Source organism: Streptomyces sp. 7N604, from assembly GCF_052245475.1.
Classification (GTDB): Bacteria; Actinomycetota; Actinomycetes; order Streptomycetales; family Streptomycetaceae; genus Streptomyces.
In genome coordinates, this window is sequence record NZ_JBQQBX010000008.1 from 108,154 (window position 1) to 133,205 (window position 25,052).

General features: G+C 69.9%; 21 protein-coding genes, 1 tRNA gene and 2 pseudogenes. 8 read left to right on the forward strand and 16 right to left on the reverse strand.

From position 1 onward, the window contains the following. Positions 1-26 precede the first annotated feature (26 nt). Together ACTWP8_RS11110 and ACTWP8_RS11115 are read right to left on the reverse strand one after the other, a co-directional pair. The gene (locus ACTWP8_RS11110) at positions 27-698 is read right to left on the reverse strand and encodes an enoyl-CoA hydratase-related protein (protein WP_443321961.1); all 672 of its coding nucleotides are present in this window, start codon (positions 696-698) and stop codon (positions 27-29) included. 41 nt (positions 699-739) lie between these two features. Further along, positions 740-1,351 carry a TetR/AcrR family transcriptional regulator gene (locus tag ACTWP8_RS11115; RefSeq protein WP_443321962.1) on the reverse strand — a complete coding sequence of 204 codons (612 nt, stop codon included), beginning with the start codon at positions 1,349-1,351 and terminating at the stop codon, positions 740-742. A 329-nt stretch (positions 1,352-1,680) separates the two neighbouring features. Here ACTWP8_RS11115 and ACTWP8_RS11120 point away from each other — a divergent pair. Continuing rightward, positions 1,681-1,902 (forward strand): annotated as a pseudogene (locus ACTWP8_RS11120) (DUF4158 domain-containing protein); the annotation flags it as partial. Between the two features lie 187 nt (positions 1,903-2,089). Here ACTWP8_RS11120 and ACTWP8_RS11125 read toward each other — a convergent pair. Further along, entirely contained in the window at positions 2,090-2,587 is a 498-nt protein-coding gene (locus ACTWP8_RS11125; protein WP_443321963.1) for a lamin tail domain-containing protein, read from the reverse strand. A 278-nt stretch (positions 2,588-2,865) separates the two neighbouring features. Here ACTWP8_RS11125 and ACTWP8_RS11130 point away from each other — a divergent pair, with 278 nt between their 5' ends. Beyond that, positions 2,866-3,234, forward strand: coding sequence for a hypothetical protein (locus ACTWP8_RS11130; RefSeq protein WP_443321964.1), 369 nt, complete (start codon positions 2,866-2,868; stop codon positions 3,232-3,234). A 243-nt stretch (positions 3,235-3,477) separates the two neighbouring features. On the opposite strand, the gene ACTWP8_RS11135 is transcribed toward ACTWP8_RS11130, so the two are convergent. Together ACTWP8_RS11135 and ACTWP8_RS11140 are read right to left on the reverse strand one after the other, a co-directional pair. Then, the gene (locus ACTWP8_RS11135; protein ID WP_443322064.1) at positions 3,478-3,804 is read right to left on the reverse strand and encodes a GYD domain-containing protein; all 327 of its coding nucleotides are present in this window, start codon (positions 3,802-3,804) and stop codon (positions 3,478-3,480) included. A 530-nt stretch (positions 3,805-4,334) separates the two neighbouring features. Beyond that, positions 4,335-4,787 carry a hypothetical protein gene (locus ACTWP8_RS11140; protein WP_443321965.1) on the reverse strand — a complete coding sequence of 151 codons (453 nt, stop codon included), beginning with the start codon at positions 4,785-4,787 and terminating at the stop codon, positions 4,335-4,337. A 90-nt stretch (positions 4,788-4,877) separates the two neighbouring features. Here ACTWP8_RS11140 and ACTWP8_RS11145 point away from each other — a divergent pair, with 90 nt between their 5' ends. Continuing rightward, complete coding sequence (locus ACTWP8_RS11145) at positions 4,878-5,327, forward strand: nucleoside deaminase (RefSeq protein ID WP_443321966.1); 450 nt, start codon at positions 4,878-4,880, stop codon at positions 5,325-5,327. Between the two features lie 1,040 nt (positions 5,328-6,367). Here ACTWP8_RS11145 and ACTWP8_RS11150 read toward each other — a convergent pair. Next, positions 6,368-7,345: a phage baseplate protein gene (locus ACTWP8_RS11150; RefSeq protein ID WP_443322065.1), complete on the reverse strand. Its 978-nt coding sequence runs from the start codon at positions 7,343-7,345 to the stop codon at positions 6,368-6,370. Between the two features lie 305 nt (positions 7,346-7,650). Between ACTWP8_RS11150 and ACTWP8_RS11155 the strand changes: the two genes are divergently transcribed. Beyond that, positions 7,651-7,773, forward strand: coding sequence for a hypothetical protein (locus ACTWP8_RS11155; protein WP_443322071.1), 123 nt, complete (start codon positions 7,651-7,653; stop codon positions 7,771-7,773). 46 nt (positions 7,774-7,819) lie between these two features. Here ACTWP8_RS11155 and ACTWP8_RS11160 read toward each other — a convergent pair. The 4 genes and pseudogenes from ACTWP8_RS11160 to ACTWP8_RS11175 form a co-directional block, all read right to left on the reverse strand. After that, positions 7,820-7,942: pseudogene (locus tag ACTWP8_RS11160) on the reverse strand (GntR family transcriptional regulator); the annotation flags it as partial. 197 nt (positions 7,943-8,139) lie between these two features. Continuing rightward, positions 8,140-8,832, reverse strand: coding sequence for a tyrosine-type recombinase/integrase (locus ACTWP8_RS11165; RefSeq protein ID WP_443321967.1), 693 nt, complete (start codon positions 8,830-8,832; stop codon positions 8,140-8,142). Continuing rightward, the gene (locus tag ACTWP8_RS11170) at positions 8,810-9,022 is read right to left on the reverse strand and encodes a hypothetical protein (protein WP_443321968.1); all 213 of its coding nucleotides are present in this window, start codon (positions 9,020-9,022) and stop codon (positions 8,810-8,812) included. The genes ACTWP8_RS11165 and ACTWP8_RS11170 overlap by 23 nt, the downstream gene beginning before the upstream one ends. Positions 9,023-9,106: 84 nt before the next feature. Further along, a tRNA-Arg gene (locus ACTWP8_RS11175) sits at positions 9,107-9,182 on the reverse strand. Positions 9,183-9,638: 456 nt separating this feature from the next. On the opposite strand from ACTWP8_RS11175, the gene ACTWP8_RS11180 reads away from it, so the two are divergent. Continuing rightward, positions 9,639-11,195 (forward strand): alpha/beta hydrolase, encoded by a 1,557-nt coding sequence (locus ACTWP8_RS11180; protein WP_443321969.1) that lies wholly within the window; start codon positions 9,639-9,641, stop codon positions 11,193-11,195. Between the two features lie 160 nt (positions 11,196-11,355). Here the strand turns inward: ACTWP8_RS11180 and ACTWP8_RS11185 are convergent, their stop codons facing one another. After that, positions 11,356-12,441, reverse strand: coding sequence for a M6 family metalloprotease domain-containing protein (locus ACTWP8_RS11185; RefSeq protein WP_443321970.1), 1,086 nt, complete (start codon positions 12,439-12,441; stop codon positions 11,356-11,358). Between the two features lie 759 nt (positions 12,442-13,200). Between ACTWP8_RS11185 and ACTWP8_RS11190 the strand changes: the two genes are divergently transcribed. The 3 genes from ACTWP8_RS11190 to ACTWP8_RS11200 all read left to right on the forward strand — a co-directional run bounded on the left by ACTWP8_RS11190 (position 13,201) and on the right by ACTWP8_RS11200 (position 16,922). After that, entirely contained in the window at positions 13,201-13,848 is a 648-nt protein-coding gene (locus ACTWP8_RS11190; protein WP_443321971.1) for a TetR/AcrR family transcriptional regulator, read from the forward strand. 240 nt (positions 13,849-14,088) lie between these two features. Next, positions 14,089-15,645, forward strand: a complete 1,557-nt coding sequence (locus tag ACTWP8_RS11195; RefSeq protein ID WP_443321972.1) for an MFS transporter — start codon at positions 14,089-14,091, stop codon at positions 15,643-15,645. Positions 15,646-15,908: 263 nt separating this feature from the next. Then, the gene (locus tag ACTWP8_RS11200) at positions 15,909-16,922 is read left to right on the forward strand and encodes a DUF5954 family protein (RefSeq protein WP_443321973.1); all 1,014 of its coding nucleotides are present in this window, start codon (positions 15,909-15,911) and stop codon (positions 16,920-16,922) included. 102 nt (positions 16,923-17,024) lie between these two features. Here ACTWP8_RS11200 and ACTWP8_RS11205 read toward each other — a convergent pair whose 3' ends face one another. From ACTWP8_RS11205 to ACTWP8_RS11225, 5 genes are all read right to left on the reverse strand, one after another. Continuing rightward, positions 17,025-17,918 (reverse strand): adhesin, encoded by an 894-nt coding sequence (locus tag ACTWP8_RS11205; protein WP_443321974.1) that lies wholly within the window; start codon positions 17,916-17,918, stop codon positions 17,025-17,027. A 230-nt stretch (positions 17,919-18,148) separates the two neighbouring features. Beyond that, entirely contained in the window at positions 18,149-19,492 is a 1,344-nt protein-coding gene (locus tag ACTWP8_RS11210) for an extracellular solute-binding protein (protein WP_443321975.1), read from the reverse strand. 16 nt (positions 19,493-19,508) lie between these two features. Then, positions 19,509-22,325 carry a substrate-binding domain-containing protein gene (locus ACTWP8_RS11215; RefSeq protein WP_443321976.1) on the reverse strand — a complete coding sequence of 939 codons (2,817 nt, stop codon included), beginning with the start codon at positions 22,323-22,325 and terminating at the stop codon, positions 19,509-19,511. A 3-nt stretch (positions 22,326-22,328) separates the two neighbouring features. Then, the gene (locus ACTWP8_RS11220) at positions 22,329-22,733 is read right to left on the reverse strand and encodes an effector-associated constant component EACC1 (protein ID WP_443321977.1); all 405 of its coding nucleotides are present in this window, start codon (positions 22,731-22,733) and stop codon (positions 22,329-22,331) included. Between the two features lie 191 nt (positions 22,734-22,924). Further along, on the reverse strand, positions 22,925-24,841 hold the full coding sequence (locus tag ACTWP8_RS11225; protein WP_443321978.1) for an MFS transporter: 1,917 nt from the start codon (positions 24,839-24,841) through the stop codon (positions 22,925-22,927). Positions 24,842-25,052: the final 211 nt, after the last annotated feature.

Consider the following 25,052-nt stretch of genomic DNA (forward strand, 5'->3'; position numbering starts at 1 on the left):
GCCCGTCGTCGTCTGCCGCGCCGGTCTCAGCCCAGGGGGTTGGTGGTGTCGCGCAGGGTGGCCAGCGAGGGGGCGTACATGCGGGCCTTGATGGTGCCGAGGGTGTCGCCCGCCTTGGTCACCTGTGCCTGGGCGATCTCGATGGCGGTCGACCGGACGGCGTCCTCCGCGACCGCCTGGTCGACGATGCCGGCGGCCGCGGCGTCGGACCCGCCGTAGCGGCGGGCGGTGACCATGGCCTCGTGCGCGGTCTGAGGAGCCAGCCGGGCCTGGATGAGGGCGGCCATGCCTGGGCTGAAGGGGATGTTGATGTCCGCTTCGGGCAGGCACCAGTAGCCCCGGTCGGCTCGCATGACGCGGAAGTCGTGGGCGAGGGAGAACATCGCGCCGGCGGCGAAGGTGTGCCCCTGCAGCGCTGCCACGGTGATCACCGGCAGGGACAGCATGCGCGCGAAGAGCTCTTGGACGGTTACGACGTAGTTCTGGTGCTGGTCGGCGTTGGCGAACAGCCATTCCAGGTCCAGGCCGTTGGAGTAGAACTTCCCCGTCGCGGCCGTCACCAGGGCCCGCGGCCCTTCCGCCTTCTCCACCTCGTCCAGTGCGGCGCTGACGGAGGTGAGCCAGTCGGGGTGGAAACGGTTCTCGCCGTCCCCGAGGTCGAGGACGAAGACGTTGTCCTGGCGGTCGAGCGTGGGCATAGCTGCTCCTCACATGGGGTGGCATCGGGGGTGATGGCAGGTCACGGTCGTGGACCGGGACCGGTCTCGGGCCGGGTACGCAGCACGTAGACCAGCAGGTCATGGATCTCGGCCGCGGCAGCGTCCAGCGGAGCGGTGCTCTGCTCGGCCCGGCACATGATCACCGCGCCTTCGACCGCGGCGATGATGAAGGCGGCCAGCCTCTTGCCCCGCTCCTCCGGCAGGCCGTGCTGGACGAACAGGGCCGCGAGAGCCTCCTGCCAGCGGGCGAAGACCGCGGCGGCGGACCGGGCCAGCTGCGGGGCGTCGTCGTTGGTCTCCACCGCCACCGCCACAATCGGGCAGCCGGCCCGGAAGTCGCTCTCGACGAGCCGGTCACGCCACAGCGCGAAGAACGCGTCGACCGCCTCCACCGGGTCATCGGCCTGCGTCGCCGCGTCGATCAGACCGGCAATGAAGTCGCCCGCAAGCGCCACCGCCTCGTCGATCAACTGCGCCCGCCCGCCGGGAAAGTGGTGATACACCGAGCCGCGCGGGGCACCGCTGTGCGCGAGCACCCGGTCGATGCTCGTGGCGCTCGCACCGTACTCCCGCAGCAGCACCGCGGCGCTGAGGACCATCCGGTTCCGGCTGTCGCTCCTGCGCGGGCTCACGCGCCCACCACTTCGACCACCGGGCGATAGACGGCCGCAGCTTCAGGGCTCGAACCTTCGGACATACCGGATGCCGCCCTCCGAACCCAGGCGCAAGAGGCGCCCACAGGTAACTACTAGACGGTAACTTAGGCTGTATGGCATAGAACCTGCAAGGCTTCTTGCAAGGGTTCCTGAACGGTTTTCTGAACGGGCCCGGGGCTGAGGAACATCCGTGCCGGTTCGCACGCCAAGCCTGCGCTGCTCCGACCGTCGCTTCGACCTGGACTGATCGTGCGGCAAGCCTTTCGAGGGCCGATGCTGTCGATCTCCGGGGGGCCGGGCCGTGGCGGTACTCCTTCATGGACGACGCGGACCCGGGGAAGGTGCAGGCCAGGCGGCGTGCGCACAACCGGCTCGGATTCGCCGTCCAGCTGACGAGCGTGCGGCATCTGGGCCGGTTCATGCCGGACCCGCGGCAGGTTCCGGCGGAGGTCACCGAGTACCTGGCCGAGCAACTCGGCATCGCTGATGCGTCGTGCCTGAAGGAGTACGACGAGAGAGACGGGACGGTCTACCGGGGCGGGTCGGTGATGCGGTCGAGCCACTTCCGCAGGAGGCTCTGCTCCCGGTCGGTCAGGGCGGTGGTCTGCTGACGGACGCTGCCGCGCCGGCGGCGTGCGGACTTGGTGTTCAGCCGTGGATGTCAACGGACGGGCCCCACCTCCGTTCAGGAGATGGGGCCCGCGCGTATCCGGCTCAGCTGTGGAAGCGGATGTAGCCGTTGCCGTCGGGGTCAGATCCGCTCTTGGTGTAGGAGTGCGAATCCGAGCCGCTGCCGGAGGGCTTGTACAGGTAGATCGTGTCGCGGTCGTTGTTCCATATGAAGTTGCAGTTGTCGCGGTACACCACGTTGTTCGCGTCGGAATCGGTGCCGTAGCCGCCACGGAGCTTCACGTAGTCACCGGGCTGGAGGTAGTGGTTGGCGGTGAAGGTGAAGGGATTGCCAGTGGCGTCCTTGACGAGGTAGCCCTTGAGGTTGATGGTCGCCGAGGACGAGTAGTTCTTGATCGTCAGATATTCCTCGTCGGTGTTGCCGCTGGAGCAGCTGTTGGAGTCCCGGCCTGGCGCGTCGTATTGGACTCCGCGGATTTTCAATGCCGAGTGGTACTCGGTGGCCTGAGCCGGCGTGGCGGCGAGGACGGCGGCGCCTGCGACGGCAACGGTCGCGACGGTGACACGAAAACGCTTCTTCAACGAAGGGTCCCCCCTACTTGAACGGGCCGCGCCTCCCCTATGCGCGGCGGAGACCCAAGGTTACAAAGGGAGGAACAGCAATCATACGGAGGGTTGCCAACATGTTACGGAATGCAGGCCCCAACTGCTGTGCACCTGTGACGGCAACGCCCTTGCCCAGACTGCCGTCGACGCACACGGCTCCCGGAGGGCCCTTGAGTGACTGCCCCGGAAGCGGCCCGCGTCGTCGCTCGCGCACCTGTTACGACCACTTGGCGGGGTCCCTGGGAGTGGCGCTCATGTGCGCCTTCCTCGACCAGGGGCTGCTGCGGCGGGGTCAGAGCGAACCCGCGCCGGACCGGTCCGATCAGCCCGGCTCGTACGGCAGGGAGGCCACGTACGATCTGACGGCCGCGGGGACCGAGCGCTTCGCCGCGTTCGGCATCGACATGGGGGAGCTGGCCCGGGGGCGGCGCCCGTTGGTGCGTTACTGCGTCGACTGGAGCGAGCGGCGCCACCATCTCGCCGGTGCGCTGGGGGCCGCGCTGGCCACCCGGTTCTTCGACCTGGACTGGCTGCGTTACGGCATCTCGCCTCGCGTCGTCCACCTCACCGACATCGGTAAGTGCGGGGTGGCGGACACCTTCGCGGTCGAGATCGTGAACTGAACCGGTGGCCGGGCCCTACGGCCGCGCGGAGAGGCACGCCCTCGCCCCGTCAGCGGCACCGGATACGGGCGGACAGCGAGGCCTGCCTGAAGCACAATGCGGCTGGCAACGGGCGGAGTTGAACCCCGGCCCATCCCCAGCCGCCCGTCGCGTCCCCGCCGCGGGAAACACCTCGCGCTGCCGCGGCGCTCTCCCTGACCGGGAAGGTCAGTCGCCCTCTCGGGCACCCGTGGGTGCCTCCCGCTACGCGCCAGGAAGCCGGTACTGGACTTGCTCGGCTGTGTGCAGGGCCTGCAGTGTTTCATCGACGGTCAGGAGAACAGTCGTCTCAAACGACCTAAGCGCGCCGCCTCCGCTAATCGCCAGCGCAACCGCGGCCATGGACACGTTGTCCGGGGCCTCCCACAGGTTGTAGCCGTCGTGCGTGCCGAAGGCGTACCAGAAGCCATGGAGCTTCCCGCCGACGGACTCGATGTACGACTGAGCGGCCTGTGCGCGGTCCTCCGGATGGCCGATCAGCCTCGCCCAAGTCTCCGGCGTGTAGCTGAACCTCGATAGATAGAGCGGCATCATGTCTCCCTTTCGTTCCATCAAGGGATGCCCCTGCGGGGCGGGAAACCCGCCGGCGGCGGCCCGCGTATCCCCCAAACGGCCGGGGACCATGAAGCGGCAGGGCGACAGTCGGCGGATGAGAGACCCACCCAGGCGGTGTGGAGAGGCTTTGGGCGGAAGCTTTCCGATGGAGCACGACGAAGGCCCCCGACAGGTGAACGGTCGGAGTTTTGCTTATGCCCTGGTGGGCGGCTGCGGTGGATACGAGATTCGAACTCGTAGATCCGTCCTGGCGCTTCGTTTGCCTCATCCGCACCCGGGGAACTGGATGGGCCTGCCCGCAACCCCGCTCAGGCCGGCGGCCGTCGCTCTTGGCATCCGTACCGCACTGAGCCAAGGTTGGGAGCCTGAACAACCTGGAAGCCCTGTCCACCTCACCATCGAACCAGTGGCCTGAGGCTGCGGTGCCGTGATCACATCAGTCACTCTGAAATCGCCTCACGGGTGACCAGCGCTTGCCATCTTCTCAGTGCGCACATGTGAGGCGACTACTGGAGTGGGGCGCCCACGATCAGGAGCACGGCCGCGAGGTGAGCTATCACCCAGGCGACCCGGTAACTGATCGTGCGCTTGTTCCTGATCAGGAGCAACCGTTTGAAGGAGTGCTCTGGTCTCTCGAACTCAGTGGTGTCTGTCCACTGAACCCATACGACTGGGAGGCAGAGCACGGAGGAGGCGCCACTTGCGGCGAGTGCTGCAACGATCAGCCCTCTCCCGAGGGGCGCCCCGTCCGGAAAAACGGAGAGCACGATGGACGCAGCGGCCATCAGGAGCGCGTCGTAGCCGAGAAGGACTTGTGCTTTCGCGTCGAGGACGCTGAGGCACGAATACAAGTACTCATGTTCGTAGACTTCTTCCTTCCGAGGCTCAAGCCGTCGGATCGCAGCAAGATGCTGGGGTAAGTCGTTCCCGCGATATGTCCCTTGGAGAAGCCAGGACACCAGATGCCTGCTCGGCTGCCACATAGCGTTGTCCCCCTTCCAGCCGCATCCTCTATTGAGCACCGAACCCCCGAAGACCACAATGGGGCCATGGATCTGATCCGGGAACGGGAACTGCTCGACGTCGCGATGGAGGAGGCCCGGACCGGGCTGGAGGAAGGTGGCATCCCGATCGGGGCGGCGCTGTACGGCGCGGATGGCATCCTGCTCGGGAGGGGGCACAACCGGCGCGTGCAGGACGGGGATCCCTCGATGCATGCGGAGACGGCTGCGTTTCGGGCGGCGGGACGGCAGCGCACGTATCGCGGGACGACAATGGTCACGACGCTTTCTCCCTGCTGGTACTGCTGCGGACTCATCCGCCAGTTCGGCATCTCACGCGTCGTCATCGGTGAAGCAAAGACCTTTAGCGGTGGGCAAGACTGGCTTGCCGACCATGGTGTCGAGATCGTCGTGGTGGATGACCCTGTGTGCGTGGCGATGATGCGCGACTTCATCGAGGCTCGTCCGGAACTCTGGCACGAAGACATTGGGGAGTAGGCGTGTGCACGCGCCGAGGAGTGCTTGGTGGCCTCGGCCCCCGACCTCTGCTTTGTAAGTTCGATCGAGAGCTGGCCATGGCGGCGTGGCCTCGCAGTGCTGCGGCCAGACAGAGGGCTCGTGTACGCCCCCGTCCGGCGTCGTTGATGTCAGCCGTGGATGTCAGAGGGAAAGGTCATCTGTACTGGATTGGGCATCCAGAACCTGCCTGAGTTCGTAGGTAAGTGAGGACACACTCCCAGCACTGTCAGCGATGACAGAGGGCCCTTCGAGCTTCACCACCCAGAGCGCTGCACTCAGACCATTTTTTGCCCGGGTGAGCGCGTCCTCGGCGGCACATCTCCCCACCGTCGCGAACGAGTGGAGGACCAGCGCCGGGCCCCAACCAGCGGCCATGTGCCTGCCGCGTGCTGGGCTTTGGAAAAGTGCGCCGTTACGGAATACCGACACTCCCGCGGTCGTTCGGCAGGAGTGGCCGCTCCGAGTCGGTGCCCGACGGCACTATCGCGTCCGGCGGGAGCAGGGCCTCTATGTCGGTCTCGGAAGCGTGCAGCAATGTGCGGTCTCCCAGGGGCTGGGCCAATTCGACGTAGCCCACCGAAGTTCCAGGCAAAAGGGGACACATGTCCTTCTCCGGCAAGTGGTATCGGTTCAGCACGGCGATCTCCACGGCCGTAGAAGGTGACCAGGTCATTGGCGAGGTTCTCGCGGCCCAGATCACGAGCCGCCTCTTGATCATCGTGGTTGGCCAGGCGGACATGGTTGGCCCCAGAGGAAAGCCGTGCTTGCGCTCAAACTCGCCTGTCGTTCAGTGCGCCTGAGACCGTGCTTACCCACGAGGAACGCAGCGCGGCCTCGTCGAGCGCCTCGTGCTGCTCGGGCGGCTCGACGGCGCCGCCTGTTCATTAGGCAAGTGGGTTGTCGGGTCCGGTGTCGTCGGGTGCCGCGACGGAGATATTCGGACGACTGCCGGTCGCCTAGGACGTCCGACCGGGGGTTGGTGCCCGGCGGCCGACGACCGGCCGCCGGGCGGACATGGCTCAGACCAGCGCGTTCTTGTAGAAGATGCTGGAGCGCCGGTCGCCCTCCAGGCCGGTGGCGAAGCCGATGAAGAGGCGGGCCTCGCCGGCGTCGGTGCGGTAGATCGCCAGGCCCTCGGGCTCGCGGTGGTGGAGGGTGGAGCCGGCCTTGGTGAGGACGGGGCCCTGCTTCACGGTGCCCGTGTTGATGTCGATGCTGGTGACGTAGGTGTTGCCGTCGCCGGTGGGGGTGCCGTCGCCGGGGTACGCGTCACCCGTCAGGTAGTACATGTACGAGCCGTAGAGGGTGTAGCCCTGCGGAGTGCCGGAGATCGTCGGCTGCTTGAAGTCGACCAGCGGCGAGCCGAAGCTGCGCGTCTCGAAGGCGGAGAGGGGGTACACGGCGATGCGCTTGCCGGCGCTGGTGTGGTAGCGCACGATCATGCGCTGGTAGACCGGGTCGACGGAGCAGGTGTACTCGGTGGCCCCGGAGATCGGCCGGTAGGCGGCCGAGGCAGCCGGCGAGCCCAGGGTGGTGTTGGCGGTGTAACGGATGGGGGCGAGCGCGGTGCCGAACCCGGCGGTGTTCGCGGCGCACTCGATCCACAGCTCGGTGCCGGAACCGTCCGGCAGCGCGGCGAAGGCGACGCCGTGGCCGAAGCCATTGAGGTGCATGTACGAGATGTAGTTCCCGTCGAAGTCCATCTTGTTGATGCACAGGTCACCGGCGGACTCGGTGCTTCCACTCCGCTTGGTTGCCACGAACAGGAACTTGTTCACCCAGTCGAAGGCGAAGCTCTGCTGGACCCGCGGACCGTGCGTGTCCTTGGACCGGAATAGGTCGTACGACGGCTGCGTGAGATCGAACCGCTTGGTGGTGGCCACGTCGGCTGAGGCGGTCTGCGCGCCGGCGCCGAGCCCGAGCGCGGCGAGCGAGGCGCCGGCGCCGGTGCGTATGAGGCCGCGGCGGGAGAGGGGGAGGCCAGGGGTGCGGTTCATGGGGAACTCCAGGGGCATGGGTGGAGGGCAGGGACACGTGATGCTATCCGTCGCAGAGGTGGTGTGACGTGCCAGGTCTCGGTGGGGAGTTGGGTGTCCGGTTACCCGGGGGGCCAGGCGCGAAGTGGTGTCGTCCGGGGCCGCCCCGGACCGGATGGAGAGGACTTCGCGGGCCTGTTCCGCGGAGCGGAGCAAGCTCTCGGCGACGAAGTCGACCCAAGCGGGCGATGTTCTCCCGGCGGGCGGCGGCGGCCGTCCGCCGCCGCCCGCCTTGGCTGACCTCGCTGTTGTGGTCGATAGGCTCAGTGGGCGGCACCGAGCTCGATGAACAGGACGACGACGATGAGGCCGATGCCCGCGCCCATGACCTTGGTGAGAGGTTCGCGGAACAGGACGCGGCAGGCGACGGCGGCGTCGGCCGCGACTGACGCTGATCAGCCCCTCTTGCCTCAACTGTGTGAAGCTGCGATGCGCGGTCGCTGGTGAGACTCCGTACGTCCTGGCGATGTCGGCGACGGTGGGGAAGAGCTCGCCTGGGGCCAGTGCTCCGTTGTTGATTGAGGCTCTGAGCTCTTGCGCGACCTTTTCCCGCGGCACCGGTTCGCGCGGTTGGCCGCGGCCACGATCGGCGGGTGGACGGTGCGCTGAGGAGCGATGTCTGCGGTCTCCGGACGGGCCTTGATTTCACTTCCACATTCCTCAGAGAGCGTCGATTCCGTCGGCGACGACCCGCACGGACACCCAGTCCGTCTGCTTTCCGCAGGGGCACGCGGGTGCCAGCCCGTTGACGACTGTCACGAGTGGCCGGTCCGTGGAGATGCTCGCGGGCAGTGGAAGCCGCTCCGTGAGGGTGGCGACCACGCGGCGGTCAGAGGACGGGAGGAAGGCGGCGTAGAACCGCAACGTGGTCGCGCCGCGCCCGCCGTGCCCAACGCGGCCACCACAGTTCGTACATCGGCACCTGCACCCAACAACTCGGTGACGTTGTAAGTGCGCAAGTCTTTGATGCGCGGTGTGTGGATCTTCAGTTTCAGTGCGAGGCGGCGGTACCGCTGGCTGACGCTCGCGGGCAGCAGCGGCTCGGAGCCGTCGGGTTCGAGCGAGAACACGAAGGCGTCGTCGGCCAATTCGCCACCGAGCGCACGGCAGCGTTTCACGGCACGCTCGCGGTGCGCGAGCAGTACGGCCCTGATGACGTCGTCGATGGACTGGCGTCGGCGTTGATGGGTCTTGGTGTCCTTGATCTTTCGTCGGCGGTTGGAGTGGATGACGTGCATCACCATGTTCGTGAAGTCGATGTCGCGCCAGCGCAGTGCGCACATCTCTCCGCGCCGTGAGCCGGACACCATCGTCAGGAACAGGAAGGTGCCCCAGTCGAGATCCCGCGCCCATGCCTCGTTGAGGTTGCGGGCGGCCTCCTCGGGGGCCGGGGGATCCGGGTTCGGCTTCGGTTGCGCGGGCGGCTCAGCGAGAGCCGCGACGTTCATTGCGACGTAGTCCCAGCGGACAGCCCGGTCCAGTGCCGGTCGCCGCCTCGGCCATCGTCGGCTCGACCTTGGTCAGGTAGAGGCGCTGCTTCGTGAGGGGGTCGCGTCCGGCGTAGACCCGGACCTGGAAGCCGCCTCTGCGAGGGCGGATGCTGCCGCGCTGACAGTGCTCGCTGGGAGTCTTCGACATGCCGCAGGACGGTAGTGATGGCCCGAAGGATGGCACTACCGGCCCCGCGGCGTGTCGGCCAGACACAAAGTGCCTGGTCAGACCTGGTGCCCCCGGCAGGATTCGAACCTGCGACACCCGCTTTAGGAGAGCGGTGCTCTATCCCCTGAGCTACGGAGGCGGGGCTTGTGCGAGCGGAGCTCGCAAGGCATGCAGGCACTCTGAAGGACCTTGCTTTGCGAGGCGCTCGTCCGACAGGTTAGCGGATCGGCGTCCGGGCGGTGAGCCGGCCACGGTGGGTGAGCGGGCCGAGCGCGTCAGTGAACGCGGTCCGTCGATGGTCACGATCACCACCGTCGGGCCGGGAGTGTCTCCGCGCACGCCTCCGCCTGCGCGAGGCCCCGCCTCGCCGCCGCCCGAGGGCTGGGGCTGGCGCTGCTGAAGGGCCATCAGTCCCGTGCGGTCCGGGCCCCCGTACGTACGCAGGGCTACCACGTTCTCAGGGATCTCCCCCACTTGTCCTACCCCTCCTACACCGCGAGTCGCACACAACCCTGCCCCGGAGAGGGATTCGCCCAAATCCCTTGAAACGAAAGGGTCGTTCCGTACCGAATCCAGATCGGAAGGAACGGCTATCGTGCGGATACGACGCATAGCGCCCCTGCTCGCGGCGGGGGTCATGGCGACGCTGGTCCCTGGGCTCGCTCCGGCGCGGGCCGCTGCTGCCGAACCGCTGGAGCGATATCACCAGCAGAAGCCCGCCTGGCACCGCTGCGACAGCTCGTCGCCCGCCGAGTACCAGTGCGCAACGATCAAGGTCCCGCTCGACTACCGGCGCCCCGCCGGCAAGAAGATCAACCTGGCTGTCTCCCGCATCAGGACGAGTGTCGCCGGCAAGCGGCACGGCGTGATGCTGTTCAATCCCGGCGGCCCCGGTGGCGAAGGGCTCTCCCAGCCGTTGGTGAAGAAGAGCATGCTGCCCGAGGCCGTCCGCGATCAGTACGATCTCATCGGATTCGATCCGCGTGGCGTCGGCCGGAGCAGCCCGATCACCTGCGGTCTGTCCACCGAGGAACAGAACTGGCTACGGCCGTACCAGCCCGACACGTTCGGCCGAAACGTCGCGTGGGCACGCACCGTTGCCAAGAAGTGCCGCGCCAGGGCCGGCGACAGGCTTCAGCACATCACCACCCGGAACACCGTCCGCGACATGGACGTGATCCGCAGCGTGCTGGGTGAGAAGAAGATCTCCTATCTGGGCACGTCCTACGGGACCTACCTGGGCGCCGTCTACACGCAGATGTTCCCCGACCGTGCCGACCGCTTTGTGCTGGACAGCGCAGTCGATCCCGGCAGGGTCTGGCGCGGCATGGTCCAGGTGTGGGCCTCAGGGGCCGAGCCGGCGTTCACTCGGTGGACCGAGTGGACCGCCCGGCGCGACAGCGTCTACCGGCTCGGCGACACCCCCGCAGAGGTCAGGAAGACCTTCTGGGACCTGGTCGCCCTGGCCGACCGCGAGCCGATCGAGTACGAGGGCGAGAAGCTCACCGGCGACGACATCCGCACCATGCGAGGCGTTTTCTTCAGTCCCCGGAGCGCGGCCAAGGTGGTCGCCGACCTGAAGAAAGCCGCCGACGGCAGGACGGGCGACCGTAACTCCTCCGCCCCGGCCGGTCCGGACGACGAGGTGCCGAAGGACAACAGCCTCGCCGCCTTCTTCTCTGTCGTGTGCGGCGACACCTCGGCTTGGCCGCGCGACCCCGAGCAGTACCGGCGCGACGCGATCCGGGAGAAGGCCAGGTACCCGCTGTTCGGCGACTTCGCCTCCAACATCATGCCCTGCGCGTTCTGGAACAAGGCCGCCGAGCCGGTCACGACCGTGGACAACACCGTGGGCGTGCTCACCGTCCAGAATCAGTGGGATTCGCAGACGCCCCTGTCCAGCGGCCGCGGCATGCACCGTGCCCTGAAGGGCTCGCGCATGGTGTACGTCGCGGGCGGCGAGGGACACGGTGTCTACTCCGAGGACCCCCGGGCATGCGCGAACCGCGCGGTCAACGCCTATCTGAGCACCGGTGAGCTTCCGGCCGGGGACGTGACCTGCCGGGCGACGAGCGACCGGAACCGGGACGCGGGCGATCGGCGGCCGGGGACGACCCCGCCGCGCGTCCCGGGAGCGCCCGACCGCTTCTGATGCCGTCTCGAACGCGGCGTGGATCCCCGACCGTCGCGACGGAGACCCACGGAGACCACGGAGACCCGTTGGAGACCTGTTGGAGACCCACGTCGCCGCGACGCGAGACGCCGCTCGTCGCGACGCCTGCCCCCTCGCCGGGACGCCTAGCCCCCAGCCGTCACGGCCGGGTGACCTTCACCCGGTAGTTGCCCGCCGGGTCCCGGTCCGTGATCTCGATCGTGACGCCGGTCCTCCTGTCCGACAGCTTCTGGCCCACCCCGTACGCCGCGTCCGACAGCTCGGCGTTCACATTCGGCCGGTGGGCGCAGCCGCCGCTGCGGGGACGGCTGTCGCGTACCGTGACCGGGCCCTCGCCGCTGCTGATCCCCGTGTCCAGCCAGTAGACGAGGACACCGGGGCGGCAGACGGCGGCGTCGTTGCCCTCCTGGGTGCGGGCCTCGATGCCGTAGCCGGTGCGGTCCGAGACCGGTACGTACAGGAGCTTCGTGCCGTCCGGCCGGGCCAGCGGGCTCAGCGTGTGCTCGGTCGTGCCGCTGCCGTCGGCGCAGGCGACCTGTTCGGCGCCGAGCCAGCCCAGCTTGCGCTTGTGCCAGGCCAGGAAGTCGTTGTTGGCGCCCCAGTCCTCGGACATGAGGTCCCAGTGCCCGGCCTTCGCGCCGCCCTGCGGGGTGTAGAGGTCGGGGAGGCCGAGCGCGTGGGCGTTCTCGTGCGGGAGCACCCGGTACGCGTTCTCGGGGGCGGCCGACGAGCCGTCGTCCTGACGGCTGTAGACGAACGACATGTGGCTGAGCGGGACGCCGTCCGCCTTCGGTGCGTCCCGGAGCCCGGCGAAGGTCACGGACAGCACACTGTCCAGGGCCGAGGGCCCGGCGTTGGGCGTGATGAGGACGTTGATCAGGTCGTACGCGGCGAAGTCGACCCGGCCGTCGGCGGCGGCTGCGATGTCCCGTACGAGCTGCCGGTAGCCCGGCTCGTAGCCGACTCCGCGGTCGATGCCGTACGCGCTGAAGGACCGGGGCATCCGCAGCCACTCCTGGACCGGGGCCTGCGCCTCGTACGAGAGAGCGCCGTACGAGCTGGTCGCGTACCAGTCGGAGGTCTTCGGGAAGAACTCCCCGAGCCGCGCCTCTGCGCTGCCCTCGCCCACCGCGTCGGGGAAGTCGACCATGAGATTGAGGGCCCGGAGCGTACCGGTGCTGGGGGCGTGGCCGGTCGGCGTCGGGAGCCCTTCCGACATCTGCACGCCCGGGACGGGGGGCGGGGAACAGGGGGCGCCGGGCTGGGCACGGGAGACGGGGGTGGGTCCGGAGGCGCCGAGGGAGGCAGTGGCCGTGGCGGCGGTGGGGGCCGTGAGGGCGAGGGCTCCGACGGTGAGGAGCGCGGTGCCGCGGCGGGGCCCGCGGATTCTCCGGCCCGGCCGGCCCTGACGGTCCGGGTGGCCCGGATGACCCAGGTGGCCGAGGTGGCCCAGGTATGCGGAGCGTATGTGGGGCCTGCTCTGCGAGTCCCGGGCCCCGCTCTGGGATCCGCTGTGTGATCTGCGTGCGCGGGACTCGCGTATTCGGGGGCGGGTGGGCTTCATGCTTCCGCCTTCCGTCCTGGCAGCCGTACCTCTCCGCGGCTGCGCTGGTCCGATCACCGTGCGGCGGCCGCCCGATCGGACGCGCGCCGGATGCGGCCGGACGGGGGGAGTTTGTGCGCTGTTCGGGGGCAGTTCGGCTGCGGAGCGTTAGTCGGCGGGCCGGGAGGGTTACTGGCGCGCGGCTCGTACGGGCCCACACGACGCCCACACGACGCCTGCACGGAAGCCCGCACGCAAGCCCCCACGACGCCCGCGGGGAAGCCCGTACGGAAGGTGATGCAGGTCACATTCCAGAGGGGAAATATCCGGGGAGCCCTTCCCCGTTTACGCCTGTGTCGAACGAACCGGGGAGGCTTTCCCCGTTCCCGGAGAACACCAGAGACACGAGAACACCAATAGACGGGGGAGAGGAGCGCCGCCGTGGCCAGCACGACCCTGAAGAACCCGGAGCCCCGGCTGCGGGCGGACGCCCTGCGCAACCGCGAGCGGATCATCACCGCCGCACGCGAGATGTTCGTCGAGTACGGGGCAGAGGTGCCGCTGGACGAGGTCGCGCGCCGCGCCGGCGTCGGCAACGCCACGCTCTACCGGCACTTCGCGGACCGCCGCGAACTGATCCACCGCGTCAGCCTGCACGTCATGGACCGGATCGCCACCCAGGCGGAGGCGGCCCTCGCCGAGGAGCCCGACGCCTTCGAGGCGCTGCGGCGCTTCGCGCACGCGGCGGCCGACGAGCGGATCGGCGCGCTGTGCCCGCTGCTCTCCCAGAGCGGCAACGACAAGAACCACCCCGAACGCCTGGAGGCCCGCGACCGCCTGGGGCGCATCATCGAGGCGCTGATGGCGCGGGCGCGCTCCGCCGGGCAGCTCCGCACCGACATCGACGTCGGTGACCTGATGGTGGCGATCACCCAGCTGACCCGGCCGCTGCCGGGCAACGACTGCGTCGCCTTCGACCAGTTCGTCCACCGCCATCTGCAGCTGCTCCTGGACGGGCTGCGGGCCCCGGCGCGTTCCGAACTCCCCGGCTCCGCAGCCACGTTGGAGGATCTTCGACAGCGTCGGTGAGGGCGGTCGCCAGGACCCGGCCGTAGAGCCCGTATGCCCCGAAGCTCATACGCACCATAAAACCCATTCACCCCGTAAAAACTCATTCGTCCTCAAGCCCATTCGTCCGTAAGCTCATTCGCCCCTGAGCCATACGCCCCGCATCTACAGCGCACTTCGGTCTTCGAGGCAAGACCTCGACCTCACCGACTTCTTCTGAGCCCGGTTTTGACCATTCCGTATCGCTAGATAGGCACCGTCATGCCAGATTCCGCCCGTTCAGCCACCTCTCCCGAACTTCCGCAGCCCGATCCCAGACGCTGGAGAGCGCTGGTCTTCATCGCGATAGCCCAGCTGATGGTCGTCCTCGACGCGACCATCGTGAACATCGCCCTGCCCTCGGCCCAGACGGATCTCGGCATATCCGACGGCAACCGGCAGTGGGTCATCACCGCGTACGCCCTCGCCTTCGGCGGCCTCCTGCTCTTCGGCGGACGGATCGCCGATCTGTGGGGACGCAAGCGCACGTTCGTCGTCGGCCTGCTCGGCTTCGCGGCCGCCTCCGCGCTCGGCGGCGCCGCGGCCAACCCCGCCATGCTGCTCGGCTCCCGCGCCCTCCAGGGTGTCTTCGGCGCCCTGCTCGCCCCGGCCGCGCTCTCGCTGCTCGCGGTGATGTTCACCGAGGCCAAGGAGCGGGCCAAGGCTTTCGGCATCTACGGCGCCATCGCGGGCGGCGGCGGCGCCGTCGGCCTGATCCTCGGCGGCGTGCTCACCGAGTACATGGACTGGCGCTGGACCTTCTTCGTCAACATCCCCTTCGCCGTGATCGCCGCGGCCGGCGCGTACTTCGTCATCCGCGAGCCCGAGGGCAGCCGCAACCCTTCCCGGCTCGACATCCCGGGCGTGGTCCTGGCCACGCTGGGCCTGGTCTCGCTGGTGTACGGGTTCACGCGCGCCGAGTCCGACGGCTGGAGCGACAGCGTCACCATCGCTCTCTTCGTCGCGTCCGCCGTGCTGCTCGCCGGCTTCGCGCTGGTCGAGTCGAAGGTCAGGGCCCCGCTGCTGCCGCTGCGCGTGGTGACCGAGCGGAACCGCGGCGGCGTCTACGCGTCGCTGGGCCTGGCCATCATCGCGATGTTCGGCCTGTTCCTCTTCCTCACCTACTACCTCCAGGTCGTGAAGGGGTACACGCCCATCACCACCGGCTTCGCCTTCCTCCCGATGATCGCGGGAATGATCACCGGCTCCACGCAGATCGGCGCCCGGCTGATGAACCGCGTCCCGCCGCGCTTTCTCATGGCGCCGGGCTTCCTGGTCGCGGGGACCGGCATGCTGCTGCTGACCCAGCTGGAGGTCGGCACCTCGTACGCCGGGCTGATCCTGCCCGCGCAGCTGATGCTCGGCCTCGGCATGGGTACGGCGTTCATGCCCGCGATGAGCCTGGCGACGTACGGCGTCGAGCCGCGCGACGCGGGCGTCGCCTCCGCGATGGTCAACACCTCGCAGCAGGTGGGCGGCGCGATCGGCACGGCGCTGCTGAACACCATCGCGGCGAGCGCCACCACCGCGTACGCCACCTCGCACGCGGCGGGGGCCACGGGCCCGGCGTCCCTCAAGGCGCTGCAGCTGCAGTCGATGGTGCACGGCTACACCACCGCCATCTGGTGGGCGGTCGGCATCCTGGTGCTGTCCGCGGTGATCGCCTTCACCTTCATCAACACCCGGGGACAGGGCGGCAGCGGGCCGGTCGCGAGCTCCTCCGAGGACGGGGACGCGGGAGCGGGCGCGGACGCGACGGCTCCGGCCCTCGCGCACTGACGCCGGCACCTGAACACCGGTACCTGAACGCCCGGAACACCTGCATCTGAAAGCGGCACCTGAACACCGGCGGCGGACGCCCCGGACCGAGCGTGGTCCGGGGCGTCCGCCGTTCGTGCTGCGCGGGACCGTCCCGGGGCGCTGACCGGGAAACACTCCGGCCATAGCACGTCGGCCGCCCGCTACGGGCCCAATCGCCCGGACATGCGGGGCCAGTTGCGGGAAGTGCTGCGGACGAACCGACCCACGCGCACACTGAGTGCATGACTCATGACGCTGAGCAAGTACCCCACGTACCTGAGCATCTGGTCATCAAAGTGACGAAGGGGAACGACCCCGTGCCGGCCGTCACCGGGCACGACGCCCCGGAAGCCGTGGAGGCCTTCCCCGAAGTGGCGGGCATCGGGCCGGTGTTCGGCTGCGCGGAGGAGATCGAGGGGCGGTGGAGGATTCTGAGCCTGGGGGACGGATTTCCGCAGATGGCGCGGGATTCGCTGGGCTCGCATTTCCGCCTGCTCGCCAAGGAGGCCGAGGAGACGGGGTACGGCGCCGTGTGCGACGAGTTCTTGGCGGCGGCGCTGCGGCTGGACTGGGAAGCCGTGAATGAACTGGTCGTCGCCGGTCAGCGGTTCCGGGTGATCCGCGGGGATCAGTTCACCCGGATGGGCCCGGACGGGCCCGAGCCGCCGCGCCCCACCGATCCCGACACGGAGCCCGGCGGCGACAGCCACGGGGCGTCGCAGCGCGCGCAGGGGTTCATCGTCGACCCCGCCACCGCGACCGGCCTGACCGACGGGCTGCTCAGGCTGGAGCTGCTGCCTCTGGTCTACAAGGCCGCCGATGTTCCGCACGCCGTACGGGCCGACTCCCTCCGGGCGCTGGAGACCCACCCCAAAGGGGCCTTGCTGCCCACCGAGTTCGCCGTCGCCGAGGAGGTCGACGGCCGGTGGCAGCCGATGGCCGCGTCCTGCCCGACCCCGCAGAGCGCCCGCGACACCCTCGCCTTCTACTTCCGTGAAATGGGGCCGCGCATCCTGCGGTTGGACGAGGTCGAGCAGGCGCAGTTCGCCCAGGCGGCCGACCGGCTCGACGCCAGGCGGGGCAACGAGATCAGGGTGCTCGGGCGCCGCTTCCGCGTGGTGCGCGTCCAGCAGCTGATCCGCGTCGGTCCTGACGGCCCGGAGCCGCCGCGGCCGTCGGACTACGATCCGTACCCGCCCTCGGAGGTGCAGGCACAACAGCTCCGGGAGGAGGGGGCACTCGACGCGGACGGCTAGTCCGGTGGATCTTCGCCCCGGCCTGCCCTCCCCCGCCCCGGTCGCCGGGCAAGGCAGGCCGGATGAGGGCAGGCCAGGTGCGGGCTCAGGGCGATCAGCGGGTCACCTGCAGGTGACCTTCATCTGCCCCGCCGCGTGGTGGGCGTACGTCGGTCCGTGCGCGTCCCAGTCCTGGCCGCGGTCGAGCATCTTCACCGCGATCCGGCCGTCCTTCACCGTGTACGTGCCCGCGTTGACCAGCAGCCCGAGGCTGGCGGCCTGGTCGATCTCGAAGCTCGCGTACGCCGAGTCCCGGTCGTCCGGGTCGGAGAGCACCTCGTACGTCGTCGGGTCGCCCCCCACGTCGCGGGCGTCGGAGCTCCAGGGCACGTACACCCCGACCGCGCACTTGTCGGAGTCGCCGCCCACCGACCACCACCACAGCGCCCGGTTGTCGTGGTCGTCCGTCCGGCTGCCCGACATGGGCACGGCGGCGAAGGAGCCGTCGCACGCCCCCTCGTCGTAGCCGCCGGAGTCGACGGTGTACCAGCCCTCGACGCCGTCGTAGTAGCGGCCGATCTCCTGGTAGCCGCCCTTGGCCGGGGAGTCGCAGCCGTGCCCGGCCCAGGCGGCGTACGTGACGGAGTCCCCGTCCCCGTCCCCGTCCGCGGGCTTCCTGGACGGCTCGGCGGAGGGGGTCCGCGTACGGGCCGTGGGCTCGGGCGAGCGGCTCGGGGACGCGGAGCCGGTGGTGGACGGGCGGGGCTCGGAGGAACCGCCGGTCGGCAGGATCAGGCTCGGCTTCGGGGCGTTCCGTATCTCTGTGTCCTCCGCCTGGTCAGTCCGGGTGCCGGAGCCGGAGAAGAGGGAGGAGGAGACGAGGAGGGCCCCCACCCCGACCAGTCCGGAGACCGCGAGGAGCGCACCTGCGGCGACGAGCGTCTTGCGGCCCCCGGAGAGCGTCGTCCAACGGCCGTACAGCGTCTCGCGGATGACCCACGGCTCCGGCTCCGGCACCCGGGGCGCCGACAGGAACCGGCATGCGCACGGCCTCCCGGACAGCGTTTTCTCGTGACCGCCGCACCGCGCACAAGCCATCGAAGGTCCCTCTGGTCCGTACTAATTGAGGTTTCATGGATTTGAGGCGGGACCACTATGCATGAGGGTGCTGACCAGGGGTAGTGGTGTGGCGGCAGAAGATCGGGGGACTGGCGCAGAAGATCCAGAGACGGGCGGATCAGTGCGTATCAGCGGCCCCGCACCACCTCCTTCAGCTCGTCGCCCAGCTCGGCCGCGACCGAACCGTCGTCGTCTCCACGGTCGTTGAGCATCTGGTGGACCTTCGTCTGCACCAGCTCGGTGAAGGCCGCGTAGTACGGAGTCACCGGCCGCGGACTGGCATCGGACAGCGCGCGCTTCAATGGTCTTGTATAGACGGGAAGGCCGTCCGCGTCCCGCTCAGGGGAGCCGGAGCCCTCCCGGCCGCCCTCCCCGCCCGCACCGGGCGACTTGGCACCGGGCAGCGAGCAGTCGGCGCCGCCCGGCTCGTACGACTCCCTCAGCACCGGCGCGAATCCCGCCTCCAGCAGGCAGCGCTGCTGCGCGGGCCCCGCGAGATAGGCCAGGAGCCGACGGGCGTCCTCCGGGTGCTCGCTGCGCTCCGTTATCGCGAGGTTCTGGCCGCCGAGCACCGACTTCTCGCGCACCCCCACCCCGGGCAGCGGCGCGACCCCGAACTTCCCCTCGACCTTGGAGCCGTCCGCCGACAACACGTTGTAGACGTACGGCCAGTTGCGCATGAAGGCGACCTTCCCGTCCCGGAACATCTCCAGGCTGTCGCGCTCGTCGGCCCACTTCGCCTGCGGCGGCATGATCTCCTCGTAGCGGTCCACGAGGTCGTTCAGCCCTTTCTCTGTCTCCGGTGTCCCCGCACGCACCGTGCCCTCGCCGTCGATGAGTTCGCCACCCCGGGCCCAGATCGCCTCCTGAGCGTTGACCGTCAGCCCCTCGTACGCGTCGAGCTGGGTCGCGTAGCCGTACGGGAACGTCTTCTTCACCTGCCTGGAGTCCTTCACATCCACCGCGCTGGATTCCAGCTCGGACCAGGAGACCGGAGGCCGCCGTCTCTCGTCCTTCCAGATGTCCTTGCGGTAGTAGAGCAGGCCCGCGTCCGTGTTGAAGGGGACGGCCCAGGTCCTGCCGTCGTACTGCGCGGTCTTCTTCACCTGGTCCCACATGCCGTCGAGCAGGCCCTCGTCCAGCGGCCTGATGAGCTTGCCGGCCGCGAACTCCGCGGTGTAGACGACGTCGATGTTCACCACGTCGTAGTCCGCACTGCCCGACTGCAGGGCCGCGACCAGCTGGCTGCGCGCGTCGTCCGCCGCGCTCGGCAGCTTGACGATCTCGACCCGGACGTCCGGCTCCTGCTCGTCCCACGCCTCGATCAGGTCCTGCCGAACCGGCCCCTGTGAGACATCGGAGGCCGTCGCCACCCTCAGGACCCGCTCCCGTCCGGGGGACGGCCCCGGATCCGGCGCCGCGTCCCCGCCCGAAGTGCACGCCGCGGACAGCAACGCCACAACGGCGGCCACCCCAACGACCGCACGCCTACCGCCCCTCATCGCCCGTGCCTCCCTGCACCTCGTTCGCCACCTGCTCGGCGAGCCGCTCCGCCGCCTCGTCCGGCCGGCCGGAGAAGCAGCCGGCGCGCGGCGGGTTCTTGAACTCGCTGATCGCCGTGGTGCAGCCGTCGGGCGCCACGGAGAGGACGAGTACGCCGGCGCTGCGGCCCCGCCGCTGCTCGTCCCGCATCGCCGCCTGCTCGTTCGTGCCTCTGCCTCCTTGCGGCCGGTTGTCCCCATCCGTGATCAGCACGATCAGCGGCCGGTCCTGCGCGTGCATCTCGCGCATCGCGCGCGTCAGGACCTCGTAGACCGCGGCGCCCTTGGGGACCATCGACTGCTTGGGCAGGGCGTCCGCCCAGGTCAGCGCCTTGGCCCGGGTGTCGCCCGGCGTGCCGGGCTCGATCACCACGCGTGCCTCGGCCGGCTCGGTCGCCGACTTCGGGTACGACCAGATCCCGTATGAGTCCTGCGAGCCGAGGCGCTGGAGCGAGCGGCGCAGTGCGGTCGCCGCCAGCGCCCGCTTGCCGCCCTCGGCCATCGACCCGGAGACGTCCACGAGGAAGAGCACCTGGCCCGGCGTGCGGGTCCTGGTGTAGTCGGCGACCACGTCGTCGGCGGTGGACCCGCCGGCCGTATCGGTCACCACGGGGACGTCCTTCAGGATCCCGCTGGCCTCGGTGTCCTCCGAGGCCTGACCGCTCGGCAGGCGCGGGCTGTTGCCGCCCGCACCGGCGCCGCGGACCAGATCGCCCAGGAACACCCTGCGGCCCTCTTCGCCCGTCAGCCAGGCACGGAAGTGCTCGATCGCCGCCTCGCGCAGCTCACGGTCCCGGCCCCCGCCCCAACGCACCTCGGCCAGCGGCATGTCGAGCGCGGGCACCCCCTTCGGGTAGTACGCGAGGAACCGGGACTTCCGGTCCGCGGGCTTGCTGTTGTCGCAGGCGGAGTCGCGCCGCTTGCCCAGGTTGAAATCCGCGACCGCCTTCTCCGAGACGAGGGCTGCCGCCTCACCCAGCCGCGTGTCCTTCACCTCACCCTTGTAGAGCGCGCAGAGCAGCCCGTCGGCGTCGGCCGCGGGTGCGGTGTCCGGCAGGTTCTTCCGCAGTCTCCGCTCCACGGCGTCGGATTTCCCCTTCGCGCCGCCCGCGAGGACACCGTCGTGCGCCTCGTACAGGGCGACCGTGTGCAGCAGGCCCGTGCCGGAGGTGTCCGGGTCGGGGCGCAGCAGCGGCATGCCGGGCGCGGCCTTGTCCATGGCCTCCAGCAGCTGCTCCCAGGTGCTGCCGGTGCGCGATACGCCCTGCTCCTCGAGCTTCTCCTCCAGCGAGGCGGGGACCGCGAGGACCAGCGGCGAATAGCCCACGGGCCCCAGGTCCTTGACCGTGGCCGGTCCGGGCGTCCGCTTCAGCTGCGCCTGGATGCGGCCGAGTTCGGTGGTCGAACCGGGCAGTACGAGGTCGGGCTGCGGCCCGACGTCCTGCAGCGGATCGAAGCACAGCTCGGCCGCGGCCTCGTCCTGCTCGGCCGTCCGCTGGACACCGGCGCTGCCCGATGCCTCCATGCAAGGGCTGTCGGCTCCGTCCCCCGAGGAGGAACTCATGGGTGTGGGGCCGGACTCGTCGCCGACGCGCCCCGCCCAGGCGGGAGTCGCCCCGAAGGCGTCGACCGTGTCGCCCGTTCCGGCGTCGTAGACGGTGAAGTTGGCCCGTCGGCAGTCCGCGGGCGCATGGTCGTCGCCGCCGAGCCGCTCGCGGTCGGCGCCGTCCTTCATGTACGCGGTCACGGCCCGCTGGGCGGCGTCCCGCGTCTCGGTGCCGGCCATCAGCCGCAGCTCCAGCGGCGGTGGGCATTCCGACGCGGTGCCGCCGCCGTCACGGCTTGTCAGGTACGCCCCGGTCACGACGGCCAGGGCCAGCGCGACGGCGACGGCCGGCACGGTCTTCCAGCGGTCCTTCAGCCACTGCAGCCACTGCAGCCAGGGCGGGAGCGGGGGCGGCGGCGGAGGTGGGGGCGGCAGGCGCGGCCGCTGCGGCGGCGGAACGGGGACGGCCGCAGGAAGGGCGATCACGATGCCGGGACCGTCACCGCCGCTGCGGCCCTTCGGCCCCCAGCCGTCGCCGAAGTCCACGTCTTCGTTCCAGCGGGACATCACGTCGTACAGCCCGTCGTACAGCCCCTGCATCGTCAGCTGCTCGGAGTCCGGCCGCAGGGACTCCATGGCGCAGATGATCTCGTGCGTGAAGCGGCTCCGGCCGCACTCCACGCTGTCCAGGGGCTGGGTCTTCGTCGGCAGGGCGGAAGTCAGGATGTAATGCCCGCTCGTGCCGACGCCGCCGCCCTCCGCGGCCACCCCGGAGTTGCAGCAGTCGAGGATGAAGACCGCCCGCTTGAAGTGCATGCCGCCGAGCTTCTCCAGGACATCGGTCCACGCGACGGCGGTGCCCACGAGGTCATCGAGGTGCGCGTTCCGCGTCATCAGATACAGCTGGTTGTTGAGCGGGGCGCGGTAACCGTGGCCCACGAAATAGACCAGCAGCAAGTCGGCGGTCTCCCGGCCCGCGCTCCGCAGGGCTTCGAGTAACTCCTTTCTGCCGGGCGACGGCTCATCCCCCTCGGACGGCGGCAGGACGGTGATCGCGTCCTTCTCCAGAATTCCGCGTTCCGGGTGGGACAGCGCGTCCCGGAGATCCGCCAGATTGCGGTCGACGTACCTCAGCTCCTCGAAGCCGGGCGCCGCCACGTCCGGGATGCCGACGAGGATGGCCCGGGACCCATCCCGGGCCGGCACATGGAAGGTCACGGCTCACGCACCGCCGGTGGATCCGGCCTCCAACGCCTCCCTGACCCGCTCGACGAGCTCGGGGACGTGGTCCGCGGTGAGGTGCTGCTCGGTGATGCGGACCGGCGCCCGGCCCGGGACCCGTACCACCACGACCGTCCGGTTGCCCCGGCTCAGCCGCACCCGGCTGCGCAGCCAGCCCATCAGGGCGGTGACCATCGCCCGCACCGGCTCCTCGAGCGCCGACCCGGCCACATGCGCGGCCAGAGCGACCACCAGGTCCTCGAACGCGCCCGCTCTGCCGGGCGCCGGTTCCGCAGTGAACTTCCAGTGCTCGGTGAAGGACTCGTCGTCCTTGAGCCACCCCGAAATGCCGGTGAGCTCTCTCCCCCGGTCCGCACTGCCCTCGACACTGATCCGGATGTCCACTGCTGCGCTGCCCCCGTCCTTCGGCCCCGCCCTCGCCGGCGTGCACGATCCGTTGCCCCTTCATGACGCACAGCCAAGTGTGTTGGTTCTCGCGCAGGTTGGCCAGGGCTGTGGATAACGTGGCTGCGGGGGTTCGGGGGGCGCGATGGTGTGGGTGCCGGTGGGTGCCGAGTGCGGGTACCGGCGGGGCGTCAGCCCACGTCCGGGCAGGGTGTCCCGCGCGGCAGCTGGTATGGCGCGGCGATCCGGTACGTACCGGCCCGGGGGGCGTGCAGCACCGTCCACTCGTCCTCGGGCTCGCCCTTGGCGACCTCCACGACCTGCTTCGTCAGGCAGCCGTGGAGGTTCACGAAGCCGTCGCCCGTCGCGTACGGATCCGGCGGCTCGACGCTCTTGCCCTTGCTGTCGACGAGACCGAGCCAGGGCGAGTAAGGGATGCGGATGAGGACCGGTCCCGCGGATCGCACGGTGACGATCAGCTCGCCGGCGTCGGCGCGCCTGACGGTGGCGGGCGGGTCGGCCATCGGCGTCGGGTCCGCGATCCGGTAGACCTTCCAGTTGGCGTCCGACCACACTTCCTTCAGGTACGGCGGGACCGACTTGACGAGCTCGGCCTCGTCCTCGCCCCCCGTGTCCGGCACGTCGTCCGGCAGCACCACATAGCGCACCGCCCAGCGCTTCAGCCAGGCGTGGTAGCTGTCCGCGGTGAGCAGCCCCTCCTCGTAGAAGAGCGGGTTGCGCTCGCGGTCGGCCTGCCGGTTCCAGCCGCGGGCGAGGTTGACGTACGGGGCGAGGGCCGAGGCCTCACGGTGGCTGCGGACCGGGACCACCTCGACCCGGCCGCCCTCGGCGTCGAGCCGCTGCAGCCGGTCGACCAGCGGGGCGAGTTCGCGCGCCCAGGACGCGGCGGGGGTGGTGTTGACCACGTCGTCGACCGTCTTGATGGTCTGCCAGGCCGTGACGGCGGCGAAGGCGAGGCAGAGCGCGTACCAGCGGTGCGAGCGGGGGGCCGTCCAGGGCAGCGCGGCGAGGAAAACGACTCCGGCGAAGACGAGCGCGAGGCGGGTGACGTTGCTGCCGATCTGGGAGTCGACGATCCAGGTGAGCAGCACACCGAGCGCGTAGACGGCGGCCGCGATCCGTACCGTCCGCCACTGCCGGGGCACCAGCAGCACCGCGGCCACGCCGAACACGACCGGCAGCACGACCGTGCCGAAGTCCATCGGCTGCGTGCCGGAGAACGGGAACAGCCAGGCGGACAGGCCGACGACGACGGCGGGCGTGACGCCGAGGGAGTAGGCGGCCAGGCGGCGCTTGTCCAGGAACAGCGCCACGGCCAGGATCCCCAGGAAGAGACCCGCGACGGGACTCCCCGCGGTCGCGAGTCCGGCGAGCAGCGCGGCCGCGGAGGCACGCAGGTACATCCGGGGGCGGGTGCGCCAGGCGGTGTCGCGCGGCCAGGTGAAGACGGCCGCGACGGCGCCGAGCGCGAACATGGTGCCGAGGCCGAACGTCACCCGGCCCGAAATGGCGTTGCAGGTGAACGCGAAGGCGCCCGCGAGGGCGGGCGGGAGCGGGCGCCTGACTCCCGGGTTGTGGGCGAGGATGAGCGCGAGCAGGCCGCTGGAGACGGTGCCCGCGATCATCATCGTGGTGCGCACGCCGAGGACGTGCATGAGGTACGGCGACACGACGCTGTACGAGACGGGGTGCATCCCGCCGTACCAGGCCAGGTTGTAGGCGGAGTCGGGGTGACGGCCGACGAACTCCGCCCACGCGTCCTGGGCTGCCAGGTCGCCGCCGCTGTTCGCGAAGATCTCGACCCAGACGACGTGGAGCACCGCGGCGACGGCGAGGGTGACGAGGACGGGGTGCGCGGCGATACGGCGGCGCAGCGGGCCGCGGCCACCGCTGCGGTCACCCGTACGCGCGCGTGGCCGGGAGTTCCGGGAGTTGGAGCCGCGATCCTTGGTGCCGCCCCCGAGGGCAGTGCCGTTGGCAAGGACGGTTACGCCGTCGGCGCCACTCCGACGCTGGCCGGGCACGGATATCCGCCCCTCGGCGCCGCCGCCGTCGCCGCCGGCGCGCGTCGAATCCACGGTGGTCACTACGGCTCTCCCCGTCTGTCCCGGCGTACTTCCCCGAGCGCACGCCGCGCGCTCGCGACGCTAGCACGGGAGATCAGCCGCCCCCGGCTCGGCGCGGCGCCATGGCGTGCACGGCACGCACCTGGCGCCCTTATAGACGGCCGTTCGGACGGGGAGGTTGCCAGGCTGTCGGCGCCGAGCCCGGGGGCCGGGCTCAGGTATGGAACCCCTT

Coding starts and splice junctions, on each gene's coding strand:
- ACTWP8_RS11110 (WP_443321961.1), bottom strand. CDS start 698: ATGCCCACGCTCGACCGCCAGGACAACGTCTTCGTCCTCGACCTCGGG.
- ACTWP8_RS11130 (WP_443321964.1), top strand. CDS start 2,866: ATGTGCGCCTTCCTCGACCAGGGGCTGCTGCGGCGGGGTCAGAGCGAA.
- ACTWP8_RS11135 (WP_443322064.1), bottom strand. CDS start 3,804: ATGCCGCTCTATCTATCGAGGTTCAGCTACACGCCGGAGACTTGGGCG.
- ACTWP8_RS11145 (WP_443321966.1), top strand. CDS start 4,878: ATGGATCTGATCCGGGAACGGGAACTGCTCGACGTCGCGATGGAGGAG.
- ACTWP8_RS11150 (WP_443322065.1), bottom strand. CDS start 7,345: ATGAACCGCACCCCTGGCCTCCCCCTCTCCCGCCGCGGCCTCATACGC.
- ACTWP8_RS11165 (WP_443321967.1), bottom strand. CDS start 8,832: ATGAACGTCGCGGCTCTCGCTGAGCCGCCCGCGCAACCGAAGCCGAAC.
- ACTWP8_RS11170 (WP_443321968.1), bottom strand. CDS start 9,022: ATGTCGAAGACTCCCAGCGAGCACTGTCAGCGCGGCAGCATCCGCCCT.
- ACTWP8_RS11195 (WP_443321972.1), top strand. CDS start 14,089: ATGCCAGATTCCGCCCGTTCAGCCACCTCTCCCGAACTTCCGCAGCCC.
- ACTWP8_RS11200 (WP_443321973.1), top strand. CDS start 15,909: ATGACTCATGACGCTGAGCAAGTACCCCACGTACCTGAGCATCTGGTC.